Raw genomic sequence first — 21,184 nt, 5'->3', positions numbered from 1 at the left:
CGTTTTCCTTTATTCCTTGAAGGGATCGGAGCACAGTTGCATTGCTATGTCCATGTCGGTGCGCTCTGTCCGGCCACGCCGTCGAGCGTTCGGGATGTCGTTGGGGACGAGGTCGCGGAGGCCATGCGAATCGTCATTTCTGACGTAGCGTATGGTGTGGTGAGGCAAGCGCCAGCCGGCTTCTGTCCCCTTCGCCGTGGTTGTACGCCGTGTCCGGCACCACGGATGGTAAGGAGAAATTGTCACTTATTGCAATGTCTCAATTGTTCTTAAGGGCTTCTCACCCGTCCTGTTGCCTGTTAGTCTGCAAACATGACGCATGAAATTGAAATATCCGCGGTAGAATTGATCGCAAATCTGAGAAAAGGCAGAGAAGCCTAGTAAGTGAATACACGAATACCTCTCGGAAGGTGCCGCATTGGCATGTGTCCTGGAGCGACGACTGCGGTGGCGGCCGGACCCGTTGTCGGGAGCCGGAGCGGCCGGTGAGTATGGAGAGTTGGCAAATCTGGAGATTTGTATGCGGCAAGATCTGACCGGCATCACCGCCAGCGATCCGATGGTCACCGAGGCGCGGTTTCTGAGTATTCTCGACACGGCTGTCGACGGGATATGCGTCATCGACGAGACCGGCCGGATCCTCACGCTGAACCGGGCATGCGAGCGGCTTTTCGGTTACACGGTGGCGGAGGCGGTGGGCGAGAACGTCCGGCTCATCATGCCGACCGCCCTTGCCGCCAGACATGACGATTTCATCAACCAATATCTGGAAGGCGGCGATCCAAAGGTCATCGGCTACGGCCGCGAGGTCGTCGCGCGCCACAAGAACGGTCGCGAATTTCCCATGGAGCTGTCCGTCGGCGAGGTGAAGACGGAGGAGGGGCGGCAGTTCGTCGGCATCATGCGCGATCTGAGGCCGCGCAAGATCCAGGAGGAGCGGCTGAACCGGATGCAGTCGCAGCTCGTGCATTTCGCTCGGGTCAACGCCATGGACGAGATGGGCGCGGCGATCGCGCACGAACTCAACCAGCCGTTGACGGCGGTCATGCTCTACCTGCAGGCGATCTCGCGCAAGGCCCGCACGCAGGAGGGGGTACTCGACGAAAAGCTCGTCGAAATTCTCGGCAAGGCGGTGCGCGAGGCGCAGCGCGCCGGCCAGATCATCCAGCGCATGCGCCAGTTCGTGGAAAACCGCGAGGCGGAGCGGCGCAGCGCCAGTGTCGGCGAGTTGATCGACGAGGCGCTCGAACTGGTCCTGCTCGGCCAGTACACGCTGTCGGTCAGCGTCGTGCGCGACGACGAGGATGGCATCCCGCCCGTCGATGTCGACCCCGTGCAGATCCAGCAGATCCTGGTCAATCTCATCCGCAACGCGCTTGAGGTCGTGAAGAACGCCGACGAACGCTGGATCCGCATTTCGTCCAGGCAGGACGGCGATGACGTGGTGGTCGAGGTCGCCGACAGCGGGCCGGGCATTCCGCCCGCCAATCTGCGCAATCTCTTCCGCGCCTTTTCCAGCACCAAGAAAAAGGGGCTGGGACTCGGCCTGGCGATCTCCAAGTCGATCGCCCAGAGCCATGGCGGCGATCTGTCCGTCGATGCGGGCGGCGATGGTCGCGGCGCGATTTTCACGTTGAAGCTTCCGTTGGACCGCGGCGCCCCGCTGCCGGCGGAAATCTGAAAAGCCCGACGGCATTCCGCCTTCGCAAGGGGGCGGAGCGGATGCCGCTTGAGTCTTGAGAGCGAGGAAACCTGGAATGGCAGACGAATCGAACCTGATTTACATCGTTGATGACGATCCCTCCGTGCGCGATGCCTTGTCCATCGTCTTCGACATGGAGAACTTCCGGGTGGAGTCCTTCGACAATGGCGACGCTTTCCTGATGGCGGCCGCGCGCAAGGAACCCGCTTGCGTCATTCTCGATGTCCACATGCCCGGCCGCTCCGGCATCGACATCCTCAAGGGTCTGAACGCGGAAGAGTATCCGGCCCCCGTGTTCATCATTTCCGGCCAGGGCGATATCCCCATGGCGGTGAACGCCATCAAGCAGGGCGCCTTCGACTTCATCGAGAAGCCGTTCGACGCCGACACCGTGGTCCAGCGCGTGCGCGATGCCATCGACGCCATGGCCCGTCGGCAGGACCCCGGCGACCGGATGCGCAACTTCCCCGGGGCGGAAACTCTGACGCCCCGCGAGCGCGAGGTGCTGGAAGAGATCACCGGCGGCGCTTCCAACAAGGAGGCCGGCCGCACGCTCGGCATCAGCCCGCGCACCATCGAGGTCCATCGCGCCCGCATCATGGAAAAGCTCGGCGCGCGCAATGCCGCCGACCTCGTGCGCATCGTGCTGACGGGAGAAAAGTCGGAGTGATCCGCTCCACCTGATCCCGGCACGAACCATGTGGCCCGCGTATCCGCGCCGCCGCGGATCCGGGCAGGATTCCCGTCGCCGCCGCCGGCTTGACCTTGCGGCACGGCGGCCCTGACAATCAGGGACATCCCGGGAAACGTCGAGCCCGGGATGCCTCCCTTTCTTTTGACTGCGGGCTTTTGTTGACTGCGGCCTGCCTCGCGCCCCTTGATGATTGCATTTGAGCCGGGGCTTCGGTTCGCTGCGGCCATGCGATTCCCTGTCCCGGCCAGTAGCTTTTTGAGGATGTGGAAATTGACTGTCTACGTGATTGTCAGCGACGCCGGGGTGCGGGATGCGCTTGTTCTGGTGCTGGAGCAGCTCGGGCACGATGTTGCCGCGTTCGAGAGCGGCGCGGCGTTCTTCACCAGCCGTTCGCCCGGTCCCGAGGATACGATTCTCGTTGACCTGAGCCTGCCCGAGGAGGCCGGCGAGCGGATCCTGCGCTGGGCCAGCGAACTGGACGCCCCACCCATGCAGATCGCCATCTCCAGCCAGTCGCGCCACGAGATCGCCGCCCGGCTTTGCGATCTCGATCTGCCCGTTCTCATCCGAATGCCGTTTACCACGGCCCGACTGACGCCCTGGCTGCGAGCGCGGGGCCGGCCAGTGGCGCCGGCGATGCGGCCCGGTTCCACCTCTCACTCATCTTGACCCAGTGCCCTTGCGGCGTGCGCGACACAAGCCGCTGGGTCATTTTCCCTTTGTCGAAGGCTCGGGGCTCGTTCGACGTGAGAAAAACACGTCTTGCTGAACGGCAAGTGTTGGAAGTTGCAATCCAAATAGGTATTTGTGCCGTTGGCGCAGGTGCGTAACGCAGGCGAATGTACTGGCACGATGAGGTATTTGGGGCAGTTTCCTTTGGAAATCCGCGCCCTGCGGCATTTTGCGGAGTACCTTTGCCGGCCGGAAAAAACCACTTTGCGCTGTGTGATTATGTGATTGATCGGGATTGGGTAGGACGGACCCGCTTCCTGATCGTGGTGATGGAGGGGATGAGCTATGACTTATGTCGAGCATTCGTCTGATGCCCTTGATCTGGCGGCAGCCGGCGCCGGGCTTACGGACGTTGAGGCCGTATGGGCCGACTATGTGAACAGTCCGAAAATCCGCAAACTTTCGTTGTCGCCGCACGAGGCGATCTTTTATGAAGGCGATCCTGCCGACCACATATACGAATTGGCCGGCGGCTCGGTGATGCTTTACAAGCTGCTGCCGGACGGTCGTCGCCAGGTGGTCGAGATCCTGAAGGAAGGCGATCTCTTCGGGTTCCAGCGCGGGCGCAATTACGACTGCACCGCGGAGACGCTTTCCGGCGTCGAGCTGCGCGCTCTCAACCGCCGGGATATCGACGTTTCGCTGAGTCTGCAGCGCTACATCGGCGAGCGCATGTTCGCCAAGATGGAATCGCTGCACGAGCACGCCATGCTGCTCGGCCGCAAGTCGGCGATGGAGCGGGTCGCGAGCTACCTGATGCGTTTCGTGCCGGGGCGGGGAACCGCCGATTGCACCGGTCCCGCCGAAGACATCGAAGTCGATGACGGCATGATCGAGCTGTCGATGACACGCCAGGAGATCGCGGATTTTCTCGGCCTGACCATCGAGACCGTGAGCCGCGCGATTTCCGAGCTGAAGCGCCGTGGTCTCATCCGCATCGAGAAGCAGGATCGCATCCTCATCCCGCGGATCTGCAATCTGTGCCGGCTGACCGGCATGCACTGACGGTTTTCCGATATCCGCCTTCAAAGGCCGCCGCTGTCCCCTCCCGGATGGTGCGCGGCTTTTTCATTTGGAGCGAGGTCGGCAACCGCCGCCAAATGCGGTTGTCGTGCTCCTCCCGCCGATGCGCCTAAATCGCGACCGAGTGCCGGGCCTGCCCTGCGGCGAGATAGCTGTCGAAGGCGGCTGCCGCGACGCGCACGAAGGGTTGGCCGGTCTCGGTGACGGTGACCCGCCAGCCGTCGATTTCCACCAGCCCGTCGCCGACCAGTTCGCCCAGCCGCTCGAACCCGTCCGCCAGCGTGTCGAGCCCCACCGCGTGGCGTTGGGCGATCACCTCGACGTCGACCTCGTAATTGGTCATCAGCGCCTCGATGATATCGGCGCGGGCACGGTCGTCGGCATCGAGCGCAACGCCGCGCACGATCGGAGCCCGGCCGGCGTCGACCGCCCGCTGCCAGCCCGCCACGTCCGGCGCGTTCTGAACGTAGCCCTGCGGCAGCCGGCCGATGGAAGACGCGCCGAAACCGATCAGCATGTCGGCGCTGTCGGTCGTGTAGCCCTGGAAGTTGCGGTGCAGCGTGCCATCGGCGAGCGCGATCGCCATGGTGTCGTCGCGGCGCGCGAAATGGTCGAGGCCGATCGGCACGTACCCGGCGGCCGTGATCTCGTCGCGCGCGGCCTCCGCCAGCATCCGGCGGGCAGAGGCGTCCGGCAGGTCGGCTTCACTGATCAGCGTCTGGTTCTTCTTGAACCACGGCACATGGGCGTAGCCGAACAGCGCGATACGGCTGGGGGCGAGCTCCAGCGCGCGCTGCGCGGTGCGGCGGATGGAGGCCTCGCTCTGCCGCGGCAGGCCGTACATCAGGTCGAAGTTCATGGCGTCGAGGCCGACGCCCTTCAGCGCATCCACGGCGGCGGCCACCGTTTCCCAGGGCTGGATCCGGCCGATCGCCTCCTGCACCGTGGGATCGAAATCCTGCACGCCGAGGCTCGTGCGCGTTATCCCGGCCAGCGCCAGCGTGTCGGCAAGCGCCCGCGTGACCGTGCGCGGATCGAGTTCGATGGCATGCTCGCAATCGGGGGCGATCTCGAAGCCTTGCGAGACCGTCTCCACGATCCTCAGGAAGGAGGTGCGCGGCATCAGGCTCGGCGTGCCGCCGCCCCAGTGGATGTGGCTCACCTTGCGAGGGGCGCCGATGAGCGCGCGCACGAGGCGGATTTCGGCGGCCAGCGTCTCGCCATAGGCGGCGATCGGTCCATCCCTGCGGCTCGCCTTGGTGTTGCAGCCGCAATAGTGGCAGATCTCGCGGCAGAACGGCACGTGCAGGTACAGCGAGACGGGCCTTTCCGGCAATTCCGCAAGCCAGCCGGCATAGGTCTGCGCATCCACCTGCGCGCTGAAATGCGGCGCGGTCGGGTAGGAGGTGTAACGGGGGACGTTGCGGTTCGCGTAGCGCGCTTCGATCGGTGTCATGGGGTGGATTAGACCTGAATTGGAAGATGTTTCCTTGACGTGGGTCAAGTGCCGGGAAACCCTGGGTAAGGTGCGGTGCCGGATGCCATGCCAGTCGTCAGCCGTTAGTACCAGCCATCAGTACCGGCTGACTGTGCCACTCGCCAGTGCCGGGACCACACGACGGATCGCGTCCGCGTTCGCGCGCAACAAGGCGCCGACACTACGCCAGGCTCTGCTCGATGGCCAGCCGCCGATTGTCCAGCATGGATTGTCCACCCTGGAAGCCGATTTTCCACCCGGGAAGACCGCAGGCGCGGGCCACCAGGGCCGGAGGTCGCGTGATTGCCGCGGTGGAGCGTGCCCGCGCACCTGCGTCAGCGTTCTTGCGTGAAGCGATATTCGCAATCGCATCGGCGATGGCTGTCCTTGCGCGGGTCGGCAGCGCCGGCACCGCCGGGGCGGGAAGGTTTCCCCGGGGTTCTCCGCACCACCGCTCAGGTGTGCATCCCCGAGGACTTGCGCGGCCAGGTTGCAAGCAAGTGTGAGTCGTTTCGATGTCTGAAATATGGTAAGACTGCCTTAACGGCGGCGCGGTCGTAAGGTTTTCCCTGACGTTGTATTTTTGCACGTCTGTGTTGTGGAAACCGTCCTGCCCCTTGGAGACTGGCGGTTTTTGAGCTTCGCGACGCCAGTATAGCCCCGCTTTGGGGACAAAAGGCCGCAGGCGCGACGCCGCTTTCAGTATAACGGCCGATTGTAAAATTATTTAAATTCTGGTTTTTCATTAGTCTAGCCCGAACATATTGACGCAGGTCAAGGCGATGGTCTTGTCTCGCATCTACGTCTCGGGTTGTTGCTCGGAGGGTGCGCCTTGAACGCGCTACCCGAGTTTCCGGATTTCTTGTCCAAACTCTGGGGCTGACAACATGGCTCGACCGACACATGCCCGCTACCTGACGATGGAGCAGGGTGGTTACGTCGCCTTTCTGATCGTGGTGGCACTTGCCTGCCTGATCGTATCCGGCAAGACCTATGACAATGTCATGGCCTTTCACGCAGCGTTTGGGGCGCTCGTGACTGCCGGTGGGGCATTCTTCATTCTGAAACGCTATTTCGACAGCGACGGCGCCGTGCCGCCGCAGGAGATTGATGGCCGGCCGAACTACAATATGGGGCCGGTTAAATTCTGTTCCGTTGCGGCGATGTTCTGGGGGCTCGCCGGCTTCACGGTTGGGCTGATCATTGCGCTTCAGCTCTCCTTCCCGGTGCTGAACTTCGATCTGCCGTGGACCAGTTTCGGCCGTTTGCGGCCGCTGCACACCTCCGCGGTGATCTTCGCCTTCGGCGGTAACGTTCTGCTGGCGACCTCCTTCTACGTCGTCCAGCGCACGTCCCAGGCGCGCATGCCCGGCATCGTCACGCCGTGGTTCGTGGTGATCGGCTACAACGCCTTCATCGTCATCGCCGGCACCGGCTACCTGCTGGGTGTCACCCAGTCCAAGGAATATGCCGAGCCGGAATGGTATGCGGATCTGTGGCTGACGGTCGTATGGGTGGCCTACCTGCTGGTGTTCCTGGCCACGCTGTGGAAGCGCAAGGAGCCGCATATCTATGTGGCGAACTGGTTCTACCTGGCCTTCATCATCACCATCGCGATGCTGCACATCGTCAACAACCTGACGATCCCGGTGTCGATCTATGGCACCAAGTCCTACATCGTGTGGGCGGGCGTTCAGGACGCCATGGTGCAATGGTGGTACGGCCATAACGCGGTGGGCTTCTTCCTGACCGCGGGCTTCCTCGCCATCATGTACTACTTTGTGCCCAAGCGGGCCGAGCGGCCGGTCTATTCCTACCGGCTGTCGATCGTGCACTTCTGGGCGCTGATCTTCCTCTACATCTGGGCCGGTCCGCACCACCTGCACTACACCGCCCTGCCGCAATGGGCCTCGACGCTCGGCATGACCTTCTCGATCATGCTGTGGATGCCGTCCTGGGGCGGCATGATCAACGGCCTGATGACGTTGTCGGGCGCCTGGGACAAGCTGCGCACGGATCCGGTGCTGCGCATGATGGTCGTCTCGGTCGCCTTCTACGGCATGTCGACCTTCGAGGGTCCGCTGATGTCGGTGCGCGCGGTCAACGGTCTGTCGCACTACACCGACTGGACCATCGGCCACGTGCATTCCGGTGCGCTGGGCTGGGTGGGCTACATCTCCTTCGGCGCGCTCTACTGCCTGTTCCCGTGGTTGTGGAACAAGAAGCAGCTGTACTCGCTGAAGCTGGTCAACTGGCACTTCTGGATCTCCACCATCGGCATCGTCTTCTACATCTCGTCGATGTGGGTGTCGGGCATCCTGCAGGGCCTGATGTGGCGCGCCTACGACGCTCTCGGCTTCCTCGAATACTCGTTCGTGGAAACGGTCGCGGCGATGCACTGGTTCTACGTCCTGCGCGCCTTCGGCGGCGGGCTGTTCCTGGTTGGCGCCATCATCATGGCCTTCAACCTGTGGATGACCGTGACCCACGGCGAGGCCGAAGCGGCTGAGCCCGCTCTGGCGCCGGCGGAATAGGGGATAACGATCAATGTCTGTTTGGCAAAAACACGAGATCTTCGAAAAGTATTCGATGGTCCTGGTGATCGGCATCCTCGTGGTTGTCGCCATCGGCGGTCTCGTCGAAATCGTCCCGCTCTTCTATCTGAAGAGCACCATCGAGAAGGTGTCGGGCATGCGGCCCTACACCCCGCTCGAACTGGCGGGACGCAACATCTACATCCGCGAGGGGTGCTATCTGTGCCACTCGCAGATGATCCGGCCCATGCGCGACGAACTGGAGCGCTACGGCCATTACAGCCTCGCGGCGGAATCGATGTACGACCACCCCTTCCAGTGGGGCTCCAAGCGCACCGGTCCCGACCTTGCCCGCGTCGGCGGCAAGTACTCCGACGAATGGCACCGCGACCACCTGAGCGACCCGCGCTCGGTCGTGCCGGAATCGGTCATGCCCGGCTATTCCTTCCTGCTCAAGGCCAAGCTTGAGGAGCGCGGCATCGAAGACCACCTGAAGACGCAGGTCATGGTCGGCGTGCCCTACTCCGAGGAAGACATCGCCGCGGCGAAGTCCGATCTGGAGGCTCAGGCCAACCCGGACGCCGACGGCGTGGACGCTCTGCTGGAGCGCTACCCGAAAGCGGTCGTTCGAGACTTCGACGGCAATCCCAAGATGCTCAGCGAGATGGATGCGCTGGTCGCGTATCTTCAGGTGCTCGGCACGCTCGTGGACTTCTCGGTCTACGATAACAAGGCCGACTTCAGGTAAGGGAGGGCGAAAATGGAAGACTATGCTCAAGCTGCACATTTCGCCCAGACCTGGGGTCTGCTCTATTTTGTGCTGATTTTCCTCGGCGTTCTCGCCTACGCCATGTGGCCTCGCAATCGCAAGAAGTTCGATGAGGCTGCAAATGTCCCCCTGAGGGAGGATTGATTGATGGCTGACACGCACAAGAAGCATGTCGACGAGGTTTCCGGCGTCGAGACGACGGGACACGAATGGGATGGCCTCAGGGAGCTCAACAACCCGCTCCCGCGCTGGTGGCTGTACATCTTCTACGCCTGCATCGTCTGGTCGGTGATCTACTGGGTACTGATGCCCTCGTGGCCGCTCATCTCCAGCTACACCACCGGCATGCTCGGCGCCTCTCAGCGCGAACAGGCGCTGGAGTCGCTGAACAGCGGCATCGCGGCGCGTAACGAGATGGGCGCCGGCCTCGCCGACGCCTCGCTGGAGCAGATCCAGTCGACACCGGGCATGCTGGAGTTCGCCATGGCGAACGGCCGGGCGGCCTTCGGTGACAACTGCGCGCCCTGCCACGGTTCGGGTGCCACCGGCTCGCCCGGTTATCCGAACCTGCAGGACGACAGCTGGCTGTGGGGTGGTTCGCTCGACGCGATCCACTACACAATCCAGAACGGCATCCGCTCCACCGGCGACGAAACCCGGCTGGGCGACATGCCGGCCTTCGGCCGTGACGAGATCCTCTCAAAGGAGGAAATCTCCCAGGTCGCGAGCTACGTCCACACACTGTCCGGCGGCCAGCCGGAAGAAGGTGTCGACGTGGCGGCCGGCCAGACTGTCTTCATGGACAACTGCGCCGTGTGTCACGGCGAGGATGGCAAGGGCAACCAGGAACTGGGCTCCCCCAACCTCACCGACGCGGTGTGGCTCTATGGCGGCACGATCGCCGATATCAAGGCGCAGGTCACCAACTCGCGCAACGGCGTGATGCCGACGTGGGGCGGCCGGCTCGACGAGAACACCATCAAGTCGCTCGCCGTCTACGTACATGCGCTGGGTGGCGGCGAATAGGCCGTGCCTTCATTGTAGACAAAGACAGGAGACGGCGGGTTTCCCGCCGTCTTCCGATCCAGCCGGGGCCGGCGGGATCACCCGATGCGTGAACGCCAGAGCGCTTTCAGATCGAACGGATCGATTCTGTCCCGTCGGAGTATGCTCTCGTGGTCGCGCGGACACGGCGTGATCGGGTTCAAAGACTGGAGACGTCCGCGCGCAAGGCGCGAGACACTTCGGGCAGGAAGGAAGCGCGCATGCGCATCGATCGAGACGCAAATCCGGCACATGGCGAACCGGGCGACGAATGGTTCGCGGCCTCCAAGAAAATCTACCCCATGGCCGTGCACGGTCGCTTCCGCAAGATCAAGTGGACGATCCTGATCCTGACGCTCGGCCTGTATTACTTCCTGCCTTTCGTGCGCTGGGACCGTGGTCCCGATGCGCCGGGCCAGGCGGTCATGGTCGATCTGGCCGGCCGTCGCGCCTATCTGTTCTTCATCGAAATCTGGCCGCAGGAAGTCTATTACCTCACCGGCCTGCTGATCCTCGCGGCGATGGCGCTGTTCCTGATGAACGCCGTCGCGGGCCGCCTGTGGTGCGGCTATCTCTGCCCGCAGACCGTGTGGACCGACCTGTTCATGGCGGTCGAGCGCTGGACGGAAGGCGACCGGCGCGAGCGCATGAACCTCGACAAGGCGTCCTGGAGCGCCGGTAAGCTTGGCCGCAAGGCCTCCAAGCACTTCCTGTGGCTGATGATCGCCTGGTGGACGGGCGGCGCCTGGGTGCTCTATTTCGCCGACGCGCCGACATTGGTGAAGGATCTGGCGACAGGGCAGGCGCCGATGGCCGCCTACGCCTGGATCGGCATCCTGACATTCACCACCTACGCGCTCGCCGGCCACATGCGCGAGCAGGTCTGCGTCTTCATGTGCCCGTGGCCGCGCATCCAGGCCGCGCTTACCGATGAATACGCGCTCAACGTCACCTACCGCTGGGATCGCGGCGAGCCGCGCGGCTCGCTCAAGCAGGGGTTGAAGCGCCAGGCGGAAGGCCTGAAAGCGGGTGATTGCGTCGACTGCTACCAGTGTCTGCATTCCTGTCCGACCGGCGTCGACATCCGCAAAGGCACCCAGCTCGACTGCATTCAGTGCGGTCTGTGCATCGATGCCTGCGACGCCGTCATGGAGAAGATCGGCAAGCCCAAGGGGCTGATCGGCTACGACAACGACCAGAACGTGCAGGAACGCTCGGAAGGACGGCCGGCGCACTACCAGCTTCTGCGGCCGCGCACGATCGTCTACGCGGCGCTCATCGCCATCATCGGCGCGGTCATGCTCTACGCGCTGGTGACCCGCTCCTTCGAAGGCATCAACGTCCTGCACGACCGCAACCCGATCTACGTCAAGCAGTCCGACGGAACGACCCGCAACGGCTACACGATACGCATCCTCAATAAGCGTCCGCTGGCCCGCGACTTCGTCTTCGGTCTGGAGCACATGCCCTTCGGAACCCGCATCGAGGTGGTGGGCGCGGAAGGCGAGGTCGGCGGCTATCCGATCGTTTCCGTCGGTCCGGACCGCACCCGCGAATTCCGCGTGTTGCTGTTCTCGCCGCTGGGCGCGGACATGCCGAAGTCCACGCCGATCACCTTCCGCATTGTCGACACCCGCACGGGTGACACGGCGCGCGCGGACGACTATTTCAAGGCGGAGTGAAAACCGACGTGAGCACGATCGCACATCCCATGATCCCAGATGCAAAGCCTGAAAAGCGGCTGACCGGCCGTGGTGTCCTCGCCTGGCTGGTCGGCTTCTTCCTCGTCATCTTCGCCGCCAACGGCGCTTTCATCTACTACGCGCTGTCGAGCTGGACGGGACTTGAAGTCGAAAGCTCCTACAAGGCCGGTCAGGCCTACCAGGGCGTTCTCGACGAGGCGGCCCGGCAGGCGGCGCGCGGCTGGCAGGTGAATGCGCATATCGACCGCGACAGCGGCGGCCACGGGGCGATGCGGGTCGTGGCGAGGGACAAGGCCGGCGCCCCCGTGTCCGGTCTCGTCTTCACCGCCCGGCTGGAGCGCCCGACACACCGCGCCGAAGACCGCACATTGACGCTGGCGGAGCGCGAAACCGGTATCTATGTCGGCACGCTGGATGATCTGGAGCCCGGCCAGTGGGATCTGCATCTTGAAGGTGCAGGCAGCGAAGGCATCGTCTTCCGCTCGCGCAACCGGCTGTTTCTGAAGGACGAATAGGCGGGGAGGGGACGGCGGCGCCTCGGTGGTTCGCCCGCTCGCCGGAATGTTCAAAGCGCAACGGACACCGAGCGCAGGCGACACGCTCCCCTCTCCCCCCTTGTGGGGGAGATGTCACGCGAATGCGTGACAGAGGGGGGTAAAGCGGCAGGTTCGGAGCAAGCGGCGTTACCCCCCTCTGTCGGCTTTGCCGACATCTCCCCCGCAAGGGGGGAGAGGGGCGCAAGCGGCGGACGCCGGGCAATGACGGCGGAAGCCGGGGATGACAACAGGAGAGAGCCGCCGCCGAGGCTCGATTTCTCCTCCGTCATCCCCCGGCTTCGTCCGGGGGATCCACCGAGGTCCCCGGGCGCGACGCGGGTGCCAATGGATTGCCCGGACTGCGCCGGGCAATGACGAAGGAGGGGGGCGGAGTATGCCGCGCGTCCGTGTCGCTGAGGGGCGAAGGACGTGTCCGTTGCGCAACCGCGAAAATACCATCACGATCGCTCAAGCGGATCGTTTCCGGGACCATGACGCCATGAACGTGCATTCGCGAGACTGGAGCGCCTTCGTCACCAAGGCCCCGAGCGGGGCATCCCATATCGAGCTCGCCGTGGAAGGCATCCACTGCGCCGCCTGCATGGCGCGCATCGAGAAGGGGCTGGGCCGGCTTCCCGGTGTCGAGAATGCCCGTCTCAACCTGACGACCCACCGTCTTGCCGTCGACTGGCAGCCCGACGCCACCAATGCCGGCGCTGTGGTGGACAAGCTGGAATCTCTCGGCTTCAAGGCCCATCCCTTCGATCCCGGCGAAATGCGCGGACGCGACGATGCCGCCAGCCGGCACCTTCTGCGGGCACTCGCCGTGGCCGGCTTCGGCGGCATGAATATCATGCTGCTGTCGGTTTCGGTCTGGTCGGGCAATGTCACCGATATCACGCCGGAAACCCGCGATTTCTTCCACTGGCTGTCGGCGCTGATCGCGCTTCCCGTGGTCGCCTATGCCGGCCGGCCGTTCTTCGTCAGCGCCTGGGCGGCGCTGAAGGCGCGCTCGCTCAACATGGATGTGCCGATCTCCATCGGCGTGACGCTCGCCGTCGCGATGTCGATGCTGCAAACCATCCAGCACGCCGAGGACGTCTATTTCGACAGCGCCGTCATGCTGCTGTTCTTCCTGCTGATCGGCCGCTATCTCGACCAGAACATGCGCCGGCGCACGCGCTCTTTCGCCGAAAACCTCGCCGCGCTTCGCGCCGAAACCGCCCGCCTTATCCGCCCCGACGGCTCGACTGGCGATGTCCCGCTGTCGCAGGTGGAACCCGGCATGCTGGTGCTGGTCGCCGCCGGCGAGCGCGTCTCCGTCGACGGTGTGATCGAGGAGGGAACCTCCGAGATCGACCAGAGCCTGGTGACGGGCGAGACGCGGCTTGCCGATGTCGGCCTCGGCGACCGCGTCCATGCCGGCACGCTGAATGCCGCCGGCGTCCTCAAGGTGCGGGTGACGGCGGCTGCCAAGGGCACGCTGCTTGATGAAGTCACCCGGCTTCTGGAAACCGCCTCGCAGGCGAAATCCCGCTACATCCGCCTGGCCGACCGCGCCGCAGCCCTTTACGCGCCGCTCGTCCACACCGCCGCCGCTCTCGCCTTCATCGGCTGGCTCATCGCCGGCATCGGTTGGCAGCCCTCGCTGGTCATCGCGATTTCCGTGCTGATCATCACCTGCCCATGTGCGCTGGGGCTTGCCATTCCCGCCGTGCAGGTCGTGGCCAGCGGCATTCTCTTCAACAAGGGCGTGCTGCTGAATTCCGGCGATGCCCTGGAACGCTTCGCGACCGTCGACACCGTTGTCTTCGACAAGACCGGCACGCTGACCTTGCCCGACGCGGCCCTCGCCAACGCCGATGAGGTGCGCGCGGAGGATCTGGAGCTTGCCGGACGGCTGGCGCTTGCAAGCCGCCATCCGCTCGCCGCAGCCCTTGCGCGGGCAAGCGGTGCGCGCGATCCCGTCACGGGTGCGCGCGAGGCGGCCGGCTCCGGCGTCAAGGCGACCGTCGATGGCGTGGAATGCCGGCTCGGCAGCCCGAAATTCTGCGACGTCGCCGAAGATGCGGCAGCGGCGGCGCTCGCGCTGCATCCCGATGCGTCGCTTATCGTGCTGGCGCGCGCGGGGGCGGCGCCCGTGCTCTTCGCCGTGCGTCAGGCGCTGCGCCCGGATGCCGTTTCCGTCGTCGCCGATCTGAAGCGGCGCGGACTGCATGTCGAGATCCTGTCCGGTGATCACCAGGCGGCGGTCGCCATGGTCGCCGACGAGCTTGGCGTTGCCGATTATGCCGCCCGCCTCGATCCGCGCGGCAAGATCGCCCGGCTGGAGGCGCTGAAGGCCGAGGGCCGCAAGGTGCTGATGGTGGGCGACGGCCTCAACGACGCGCCCGCTCTGGCGGCTGCCCATGTCTCCATGTCGCCGGTCTCCGCGGTCCATCTGAGCCAGGCGGCGGCCGATGCGGTGTTTCTGGGCGAAAGCCTCGCCGCTGTGCCGGCGGCGCTCAGGACGGCGCATCGCGCCCATGTCGCGATGCGGCAGAATCTGGTGCTTGCGGCGGCCTACAACTGCATCGCGGTGCCGTTCGCCATCGCCGGCTTCGTGACGCCGTTGCTCGCCGCGCTCGCCATGTCGGCATCCTCGATCATCGTGACCGCCAATTCGCTGCGGCTGCGCTTTGGCAAGGCGGATTGACCTTTGGCGCAAGGTGGATAGGTAACGCAGTCATGGACGTTCTGATCTATCTCATCCCGATCGCGCTGTTTCTGGGCGGCCTCGGCCTCGTGGGCTTCCTGTGGTCGCTGAAAAGCGGCCAGTACGACGACCTGGAAGGCGCCAAGTGGCGCGTCCTGTCCGACGACGACCTGCCGCCGGACCAGCGGCCGGAAAAGAGCGCCGGGGCGGAGTAGGGGGGCGGGGCACGAGGCCGCGAAGTCGCCCCGGAATCCCGGCTGCAACTGCCGTCCAGCGATGTTTCGCCCAATTTCACCGTGTCATTTCAGCAAGTCTTTACAGCGTCATCCCGCGCGCGCCGCAGCACGTCAGTGCTGTGCAGACCCGGGACCTCGATCATCACGCACCGAGGGTCGATCCCGGATCTGCGAAGCGTCACTGCGAGCCGGGATAGGGTCTTCGCGTCGCGCTCAAGGGCTCTCTCTCTCCGTCATCACCCGGACAAAGCCGGGTGATGACGGAGAGAGAGCATCCGGGGCGAGCGGCATCCCGAAAACGTCCGGCAATCCGAGCCCCCTCACGTTCACCCCGCTCTCAACATCGAAAACGAAAAAGGCCCGCGCCGAAGGCACGGACCTTTTCCTCTCCCACTTCAAGTCGTGAAGCGCGTCAGCCGCCCGAGGCGGTGAAGATGTTCTGCTCGAGATTTTCCGCCCGCGCCGTCACGTCTTCGGAGGCGGTGCCGAGCGGCAGTTCCAGGCGCTGCCACACGTCGGCCAGCGCATCGCGCAGATGCGCGATCAGCGCGTCGTTGTGGAACGGCGTCGGCGTGACGCGGAGCCGCTCCGTGCCGCGCGGAACGGTCGGGTAGTTGATCGGCTGGATGTAGATGCCGTGGTCGGCGAGCAGGATGTCGCTGGCCCGCTTGCACTTTTCCGGATCGCCCACCAGAATCGGCACGATATGCGTCTCCGACGGCATCACCGGCAACCCGGCTGCCCTGAGCACGTCCTTGGTGCGCTGGGCCTGACGCTGCTGCGCCTCGCGCTCCGCGCAGGATCCGCGCAGATGGCTGATGGCGGTGTGCGCGGCCGCCGCCAGTCCCGGCGGGATGGAGGTGGTGAAGATGAAGCCCGGCGCATAGGAGCGCACCGCATCGACCAGCGCCGTGGAGCCGGCGATATAGCCGCCCATCACGCCGAAGGCCTTGGCGAGCGTGCCCTCGATCACGTCGAGACGCTCCATCACGCCGTCGCGCTCGCAGATCCCGGCGCCGTGTTCGCCGTACATGCCCACCGCGTGCACTTCGTCGATATAGGTCATCGCGTTGTACTTGTCGGCGAGATCGCAGATCGCCTCGATCGGGGCGATGTCGCCGTCCATCGAGTAGACCGATTCGAACACGATCAGCTTGGCGCGCTCGGTGCCGGCGGCCTTCAACAACTCTTCCAGATGTTCGAGGTCGTTGTGGCGCCAGACCTGCTTGTGCATGCCCGAGTTCTTCACGCCCGCGATCATCGACGCGTGGTTGAGCTGGTCGGACAGGATCAGGCAGTCCGGCAGAAGCTTGGCGATCGTGGAAATCGCCGCCTCGTTGGAGACGAAGCCGGAGGTGAACACCAGCGCCGCTTCCTTGCCGTGCAGCTCGGCGAGTTCCTTTTCCAGCTGAACCAGCGGATGAGTGTTGCCGGATATGTTGCGCGTGCCCCCTGCGCCCGCGCCCATTCGCTCGGCGGTGGTCTTCAGCGCCTCGAGGACCTTGGGGTTCTGCCCCATACCCAGATAGTCGTTGGAGCACCAAACGGTGATCTCGCGCTCCAGGCCGTTTTCCGCGCGCCAGATGGCATGCGGAAATTTTCCGGCAATTCGTTCCAGATCGGCGAAAACACGATAGCGTTTCTCATCCCGCAACGCGTCGACGGCGGTCTCGAAAATGGCCTGATAGTCCATTCGTCCGTCCTTTTATTCATTCTAAGGTGAAACTTAGCGCGGTTCTCCCGACATGTCGAATGTCACTTTGTCGCGTAGGGTCAGTTTCGGTTTTGTACGGACCTGTGCGACAGGCCTAACGCTCCGTTCACCTTTTTATGTGACAACGACGCCGGATACGGAGGACCTTGGCGGTGAGTCTCGATCTGGCTTCGCTCACCTTTCTGCTGGTTGAAGACAGCGCTTACATGCGTACGATCTTGCGCACCATGCTGCAAGGGTTCGGCGCACGCAGGATTGTCGAAGCCGAAGATGGCGCCTCCGGGCTGGAGGCGATGGAGCGCGCGAATCCCGACATCCTCATTCTGGACTGGGTCATGCCGATTCTCGACGGCGCGGACATGGTGCGCATGATCCGGACCCCGCAGAATCCGTTCGCCTATATTCCGATCATCATGGTGACGGGCCACACCGAGCGCAGCCGCATCATCGAGGCGCGCCGCCTTGGCATCCACGAGCTGCTCTCCAAGCCGATTTCCGCCAAGGCACTTTACCAGCGCGTCTCCGCGGTGATCCTGCATCCGCGCGATTTCGTCAAGACGCCGACATATTTCGGTCCGGCCCCGCGCGAAATCCGCAATCGCCAGAAGATCTGGCAGGATACCAACGCCGCCAGCGCTTCCTGATCCGTTATTTTGTACGTATTAATATCTTGAGAATTGGCGCGTACATGCGCGAAGTCTTCCACTTATGCGTAATTGTCGTGATCTGTTTTCGCGGGCATGGTGCTAGAGTAGGAAACGTCCGCAAGCGCGACGCAATAATTAGAAAAGATATTTGTACCGACTTGCGGCGGCCGGTGTCCTCCCCCCTGAGACCGTGGCCGCCCCTTTCCTTGTTTTCCGCCAAGGCGCGCGCCTCGAGCGCGGGCCAAGTCTTCAAATCTCACCGAATAGGCGTTAAACCGGCTGCGCAGATCTCGATCAAGGAAAAGCGCATGCCTCTCCACCTCGACGAATTCGCTCGTGCCCGTATTGTCCCCGTCGTCCGCACGGCCACGCGCAAGACGGCCGAATTCGCGGTCGAATGCCTGGCCGAGGCCGGCTTTCCGATCATCGAAATGACGCTGACCGTGCCGGACGCGGAAGCGGTCATCGAACGTTTCGCGGGCCGTCCGGGCGTCACCATCGGCGCGGGCACGGTGCTTTCCGACGAACAGGCGAAGCGCATGGCGGGCGCCGGGGCGGCCTTCCTCGTCTCGCCCGCGCTGCGACCGCGCGTCGCCGATGTCGCGCGCGATCTGGCTCTGCCTTTCTTTCTGGGCGCCGCCACGCCGAGCGAGGTGCTTGAGGCTCACGAGATGGGCGCCTCCGGGGTGAAGCTCTTCCCCGCCGCCCAGCTCGGCGGTCCGGCCTTCCTCAAGGCGATCCGGTCCGTCTATCCCGATATCGCGCTGATGCCGACCGGCGGCATCTCCGCCGACAATGCGAAAAGCTATCTCGATGCGGGCGCGGTCTGTGTCGGCATGGGCGGCAAGCTTGTCGATGAAAAGGCGCTCGCCGCCGGTGACGCCGAGGCCGTGCGCGCCGCCGCCCGTCAGGCGCTGGACGCGGTTGCCTGACAGGGCGAGGCGCCGGAGCGAGCCGCCACCCGCAGGTCATCCGTCCCGCCGGGGCGCCGAACACGAGATGAGCGGGTGCCGGGTGATGACGGAAAGAGAGGCCTTGAGCGCGAGGTACAAGCAAGAGCCCGGAGCCCGACGCGAAGACCTGAGCCCGACGCGCCCGGGATGACGGTCGGCGATTGCATATTCTTGCATGCGACCGGGGCAGACTTTACTGCTGATACCGCACGTCTCTCACCTGCCGGTATGCGCCGGCCCCCGCCCTTTTGCCGCCAAGGTGGTCCATGCCCGTCACCGAACTCGTCGTGATCTTCCTCTGCCTTGCGGCAGGCGGGCTCTTGAAGGGTGCGACGGGCGCGGGAACGCCGGTCATCGCCGTGCCGGCGCTCGCCATGTTCTTCGACGTCAAGACCGCGGTGATCATCCTGCTGATCCCGAACCTCTTCACCAACGCCTGGCAGATCTGGAAATACCGCAGCTTTCTCCCCAGAAGACCGTTCGTGAAGCTGTTCCTTGCCGGCGGCGTCATTGGCGTTGCGGCCGGCACCTGGGCGCTGGCCGCGCTTTCGGCGCAGACGTTGCAGGTCGGGGTCGGCGTCGTCGTGCTGATCTATATCGGCTTCCGTCTGCTGCACCCGCACTGGCAGCTGGGCGAGCGGGCTGGAACCGCGAGTGCTGCTCCCGCCGGCATCATCGCGGGCGTCCTGCAGGGCGCCTCCGGCATCTCCGCGCCGGTCTCCATCACCTATCTCAACGCCATGCGGCTCGAGCGCGCGGTGTTCATTCCCACCATCTCCACGCTGTTCCTGCTTTTCGTCGTCGTGCAGATACCCGCGCTCGCCGCTGCCGGGTTGTTGAGCTGGAAACTGATTCTCATCAGCACGGTGGCGGTCGTGCCGGTATTGTCCGCCATGCCGCTGGGAACCCGTCTGGCCCGCGCCCTCTCGCCTGCGGTGTTCGACCGCATCATCCTGATCCTGCTGGGAATCCTGGCGATCAAGCTTGTCGCGGCCGGGCTTGTGTGAAGCGGTTTCCCTTGCGGTTTCCGCCATTCCCGCCCACCGCAGCCCTGCTTTGCTGCATGGATGAAGGGTCGAAACAGTGTGAGCCCTGCTCGCGGAGCATTGCTCCTATGTAGACACCCCACTTCGACAAACCGCCCAAGCGAAATAAGTTGCGCGTGTCACCGGACCAGACTGCAACTGGTGCGTTTCTCGCCTGGGCAATCTTGCCCGGGAGACGAAAAATCGCACCGAAAACAATAATATGAGAACACTTGAGGCTTTTGCGATGTCGACCTCGCAGGATCAGGACCCGGCGGGGTCGAAACGTTTGGAACTTGAGCCGATTGCGCTGGCCGCGCTGGAAGCGGGGCAGATGCTGCTGTCCACGGGCGCGAAGGCGGGGGTCGTGCGTCAGGGCATGACCATGATCGCGGGCGGTCTCGGGGCGGACCTGACCGATATCCGCGTCGGTTTCGCCTCCATTGCCGTCACGGTCGGTTCCGGCCCGCGCACCATCACCCGCATGCTCGGGGTACGCGAGCACGGCGTGAACATGCGGCTCAACCATGCGCTGCGAAAGGTCTGCGTGCGCGTGAGCCATGGCGGCATGACCCCGCGCGAGACGGTCGAGGCGTTTCACGAGACGGCTTCCGCCACGCCGCGCTACCATCCCTTGCTGGTCTGCCTTGCCGCCGGCATTGCGTGCGCGGCGTTTGGCGAGCTTCTGGGCATAGACACGCAGGCCTTCACGCCTGTCCTTCTGGCCGGCACGCTCGGCCAATGGCTGCGCCTGCGTCTGAGGCGTCACGACGTCAATTCCTTCGTCATGACAGCGCTGGTCGCCTTCGTCTCCTCCGCCCTGGCCGGCGTTCTGGCGCCGGGACTGGGCAGCACGACCATCGCCATCGCCATGAGCGCGGCGGTGCTGATGCTGGTTCCCGGTGTGCCCGCGATCAACGCGCAAAGCGATATCATGGAGGGGTTCCCCACGCTGGGCAGCGCGCGGGCGGTCAGCGTCGCCATGGTGCTGGTGTTTCTCACCGTTGGCGTCGGGTTCACGCGGCTCCTGCTTGGCAACACCGATCTGGCGGTGCATGCGCTCCATTATGGCATCGTTCATCAGATGCTGTTCGGCGCCATCGCCGCGGCCGGCTTCGGGGTTCTGTTCAATTTCGGCTACGGCAATCTCTTGTGTGCCGGTGTGGCGGGCGCCATCGCGCTTGGCGTGCGCACGCTGGGGCTGGAGGCCGGCTGGTCGCTGGAGGCCGCCTGTTTCAGTGCCGCCGTCGCCGTCGCGCTGGTCGTGGAGGTGGTCGGCCTGCTTCCCCTCAACATCTGTCAGGCCGGCAAGGCGCTGGCGGTGGCCGGCTGCATTCCGATGGTCCCCGGCAGCGCGGCCGCGCAATGGATCTTCGGCCTGTTCACGTTGACGACGCATCTCGATCCGGCCGGTTCGGAGCTGTTGCTGCTCACCGTGATCCAGAGCGGCCTGCGCGTGATCTTCACCACCGGGGCGATCGGCGCGGGGCTCACCATCGTCGCCTCGCTGTTCCGCCGTCCCGAATTTCCCGAAAGGCTGGCTCCCGCCGCGAAGCGGGGATAAACCGCCGGCAGGCCGGGGATAATGTCGCCCGACGCGCACCTGCCGCCCGCCATAGCCGCGCCGGTCGCTTGCTGCGCGCGCATTTGCATTTTCGAAAACGATAACTTTGCATTCAAAACCGGAACCGCGGAAATCC

General features: G+C 64.3%; 18 protein-coding genes. 16 read left to right on the top strand and 2 right to left on the bottom strand.

The window, feature by feature from the left end; all coding sequences use genetic code 11:
• Positions 1-520: 520 nt before the first annotated feature.
• From C8N35_RS00650 to C8N35_RS00635, 4 genes are all read left to right on the top strand, one after another.
• Complete coding sequence (locus C8N35_RS00650) at positions 521-1,681, top strand: two-component system sensor histidine kinase NtrB (protein ID WP_210203345.1); 1,161 nt, start codon at positions 521-523, stop codon at positions 1,679-1,681.
• Between the two features lie 76 nt (positions 1,682-1,757).
• Entirely contained in the window at positions 1,758-2,372 is a 615-nt protein-coding gene (locus tag C8N35_RS00645) for a response regulator transcription factor (protein WP_107987711.1), read from the top strand.
• Between the two features lie 294 nt (positions 2,373-2,666).
• Positions 2,667-3,065: a response regulator gene (locus C8N35_RS00640; protein WP_170121972.1), complete on the top strand. Its 399-nt coding sequence runs from the start codon at positions 2,667-2,669 to the stop codon at positions 3,063-3,065.
• Positions 3,066-3,413: 348 nt separating this feature from the next.
• Complete coding sequence (locus C8N35_RS00635; protein WP_107987709.1) at positions 3,414-4,133, top strand: Crp/Fnr family transcriptional regulator; 720 nt, start codon at positions 3,414-3,416, stop codon at positions 4,131-4,133.
• A 127-nt stretch (positions 4,134-4,260) separates the two neighbouring features.
• Here the strand turns inward: C8N35_RS00635 and hemN are convergent, their stop codons facing one another.
• On the bottom strand, positions 4,261-5,607 hold the full coding sequence (hemN, locus tag C8N35_RS00630; protein WP_107987708.1) for an oxygen-independent coproporphyrinogen III oxidase: 1,347 nt from the start codon (positions 5,605-5,607) through the stop codon (positions 4,261-4,263).
• Positions 5,608-6,548: 941 nt separating this feature from the next.
• On the opposite strand from hemN, the gene ccoN reads away from it, so the two are divergent.
• The 8 genes from ccoN (at position 6,549) to ccoS (ending at position 15,124) form a co-directional block, all read left to right on the top strand.
• On the top strand, positions 6,549-8,162 hold the full coding sequence (gene ccoN / locus C8N35_RS00620; RefSeq protein ID WP_428977093.1) for a cytochrome-c oxidase, cbb3-type subunit I: 1,614 nt from the start codon (positions 6,549-6,551) through the stop codon (positions 8,160-8,162).
• A 13-nt stretch (positions 8,163-8,175) separates the two neighbouring features.
• A complete protein-coding gene (ccoO, locus tag C8N35_RS00615) occupies positions 8,176-8,910 on the top strand; it encodes a cytochrome-c oxidase, cbb3-type subunit II (protein WP_107987705.1) in 735 nt (244 codons plus the stop codon).
• A gap of 12 nt (positions 8,911-8,922) precedes the next feature.
• Positions 8,923-9,075, top strand: coding sequence for a cbb3-type cytochrome c oxidase subunit 3 (locus tag C8N35_RS00610; RefSeq protein ID WP_107987704.1), 153 nt, complete (start codon positions 8,923-8,925; stop codon positions 9,073-9,075).
• 3 nt (positions 9,076-9,078) lie between these two features.
• Positions 9,079-9,957: a cytochrome-c oxidase, cbb3-type subunit III gene (gene ccoP, locus C8N35_RS00605; RefSeq protein WP_107987703.1), complete on the top strand. Its 879-nt coding sequence runs from the start codon at positions 9,079-9,081 to the stop codon at positions 9,955-9,957.
• A gap of 239 nt (positions 9,958-10,196) precedes the next feature.
• The gene (ccoG, locus tag C8N35_RS00600) at positions 10,197-11,657 is read left to right on the top strand and encodes a cytochrome c oxidase accessory protein CcoG (RefSeq protein ID WP_210203344.1); all 1,461 of its coding nucleotides are present in this window, start codon (positions 10,197-10,199) and stop codon (positions 11,655-11,657) included.
• 8 nt (positions 11,658-11,665) lie between these two features.
• On the top strand, positions 11,666-12,193 hold the full coding sequence (locus C8N35_RS00595; RefSeq protein ID WP_107987702.1) for a FixH family protein: 528 nt from the start codon (positions 11,666-11,668) through the stop codon (positions 12,191-12,193).
• A gap of 520 nt (positions 12,194-12,713) precedes the next feature.
• Positions 12,714-14,909 carry a heavy metal translocating P-type ATPase gene (locus C8N35_RS00590; RefSeq protein ID WP_107988983.1) on the top strand — a complete coding sequence of 732 codons (2,196 nt, stop codon included), beginning with the start codon at positions 12,714-12,716 and terminating at the stop codon, positions 14,907-14,909.
• Positions 14,910-14,941: 32 nt separating this feature from the next.
• Positions 14,942-15,124: a cbb3-type cytochrome oxidase assembly protein CcoS gene (gene ccoS, locus C8N35_RS00585; protein WP_107987701.1), complete on the top strand. Its 183-nt coding sequence runs from the start codon at positions 14,942-14,944 to the stop codon at positions 15,122-15,124.
• A gap of 433 nt (positions 15,125-15,557) precedes the next feature.
• On the opposite strand, the gene hemA is transcribed toward ccoS, so the two are convergent.
• Positions 15,558-16,838, bottom strand: a complete 1,281-nt coding sequence (hemA, locus tag C8N35_RS00580; RefSeq protein WP_107987700.1) for a 5-aminolevulinate synthase — start codon at positions 16,836-16,838, stop codon at positions 15,558-15,560.
• A gap of 173 nt (positions 16,839-17,011) precedes the next feature.
• On the opposite strand from hemA, the gene C8N35_RS00575 reads away from it, so the two are divergent.
• From C8N35_RS00575 to C8N35_RS24120, 4 genes are all read left to right on the top strand, one after another.
• Complete coding sequence (locus C8N35_RS00575; RefSeq protein WP_107988982.1) at positions 17,012-17,503, top strand: response regulator; 492 nt, start codon at positions 17,012-17,014, stop codon at positions 17,501-17,503.
• A 311-nt stretch (positions 17,504-17,814) separates the two neighbouring features.
• Positions 17,815-18,438 carry a bifunctional 4-hydroxy-2-oxoglutarate aldolase/2-dehydro-3-deoxy-phosphogluconate aldolase gene (locus tag C8N35_RS00570; RefSeq protein ID WP_107987699.1) on the top strand — a complete coding sequence of 208 codons (624 nt, stop codon included), beginning with the start codon at positions 17,815-17,817 and terminating at the stop codon, positions 18,436-18,438.
• 287 nt (positions 18,439-18,725) lie between these two features.
• Positions 18,726-19,466 carry a sulfite exporter TauE/SafE family protein gene (locus C8N35_RS00565; RefSeq protein WP_107987698.1) on the top strand — a complete coding sequence of 247 codons (741 nt, stop codon included), beginning with the start codon at positions 18,726-18,728 and terminating at the stop codon, positions 19,464-19,466.
• A gap of 241 nt (positions 19,467-19,707) precedes the next feature.
• Complete coding sequence (locus tag C8N35_RS24120) at positions 19,708-21,048, top strand: threonine/serine exporter family protein (RefSeq protein WP_245926606.1); 1,341 nt, start codon at positions 19,708-19,710, stop codon at positions 21,046-21,048.
• Positions 21,049-21,184 lie beyond the last annotated feature (136 nt).

Origin of the sequence: Breoghania corrubedonensis (assembly GCF_003053845.1) — a bacterium.
Lineage (GTDB): Bacteria > Pseudomonadota > Alphaproteobacteria > Rhizobiales > Stappiaceae > Breoghania > Breoghania corrubedonensis.
This window is presented reverse-complemented; position numbering and strand designations above follow the sequence as displayed.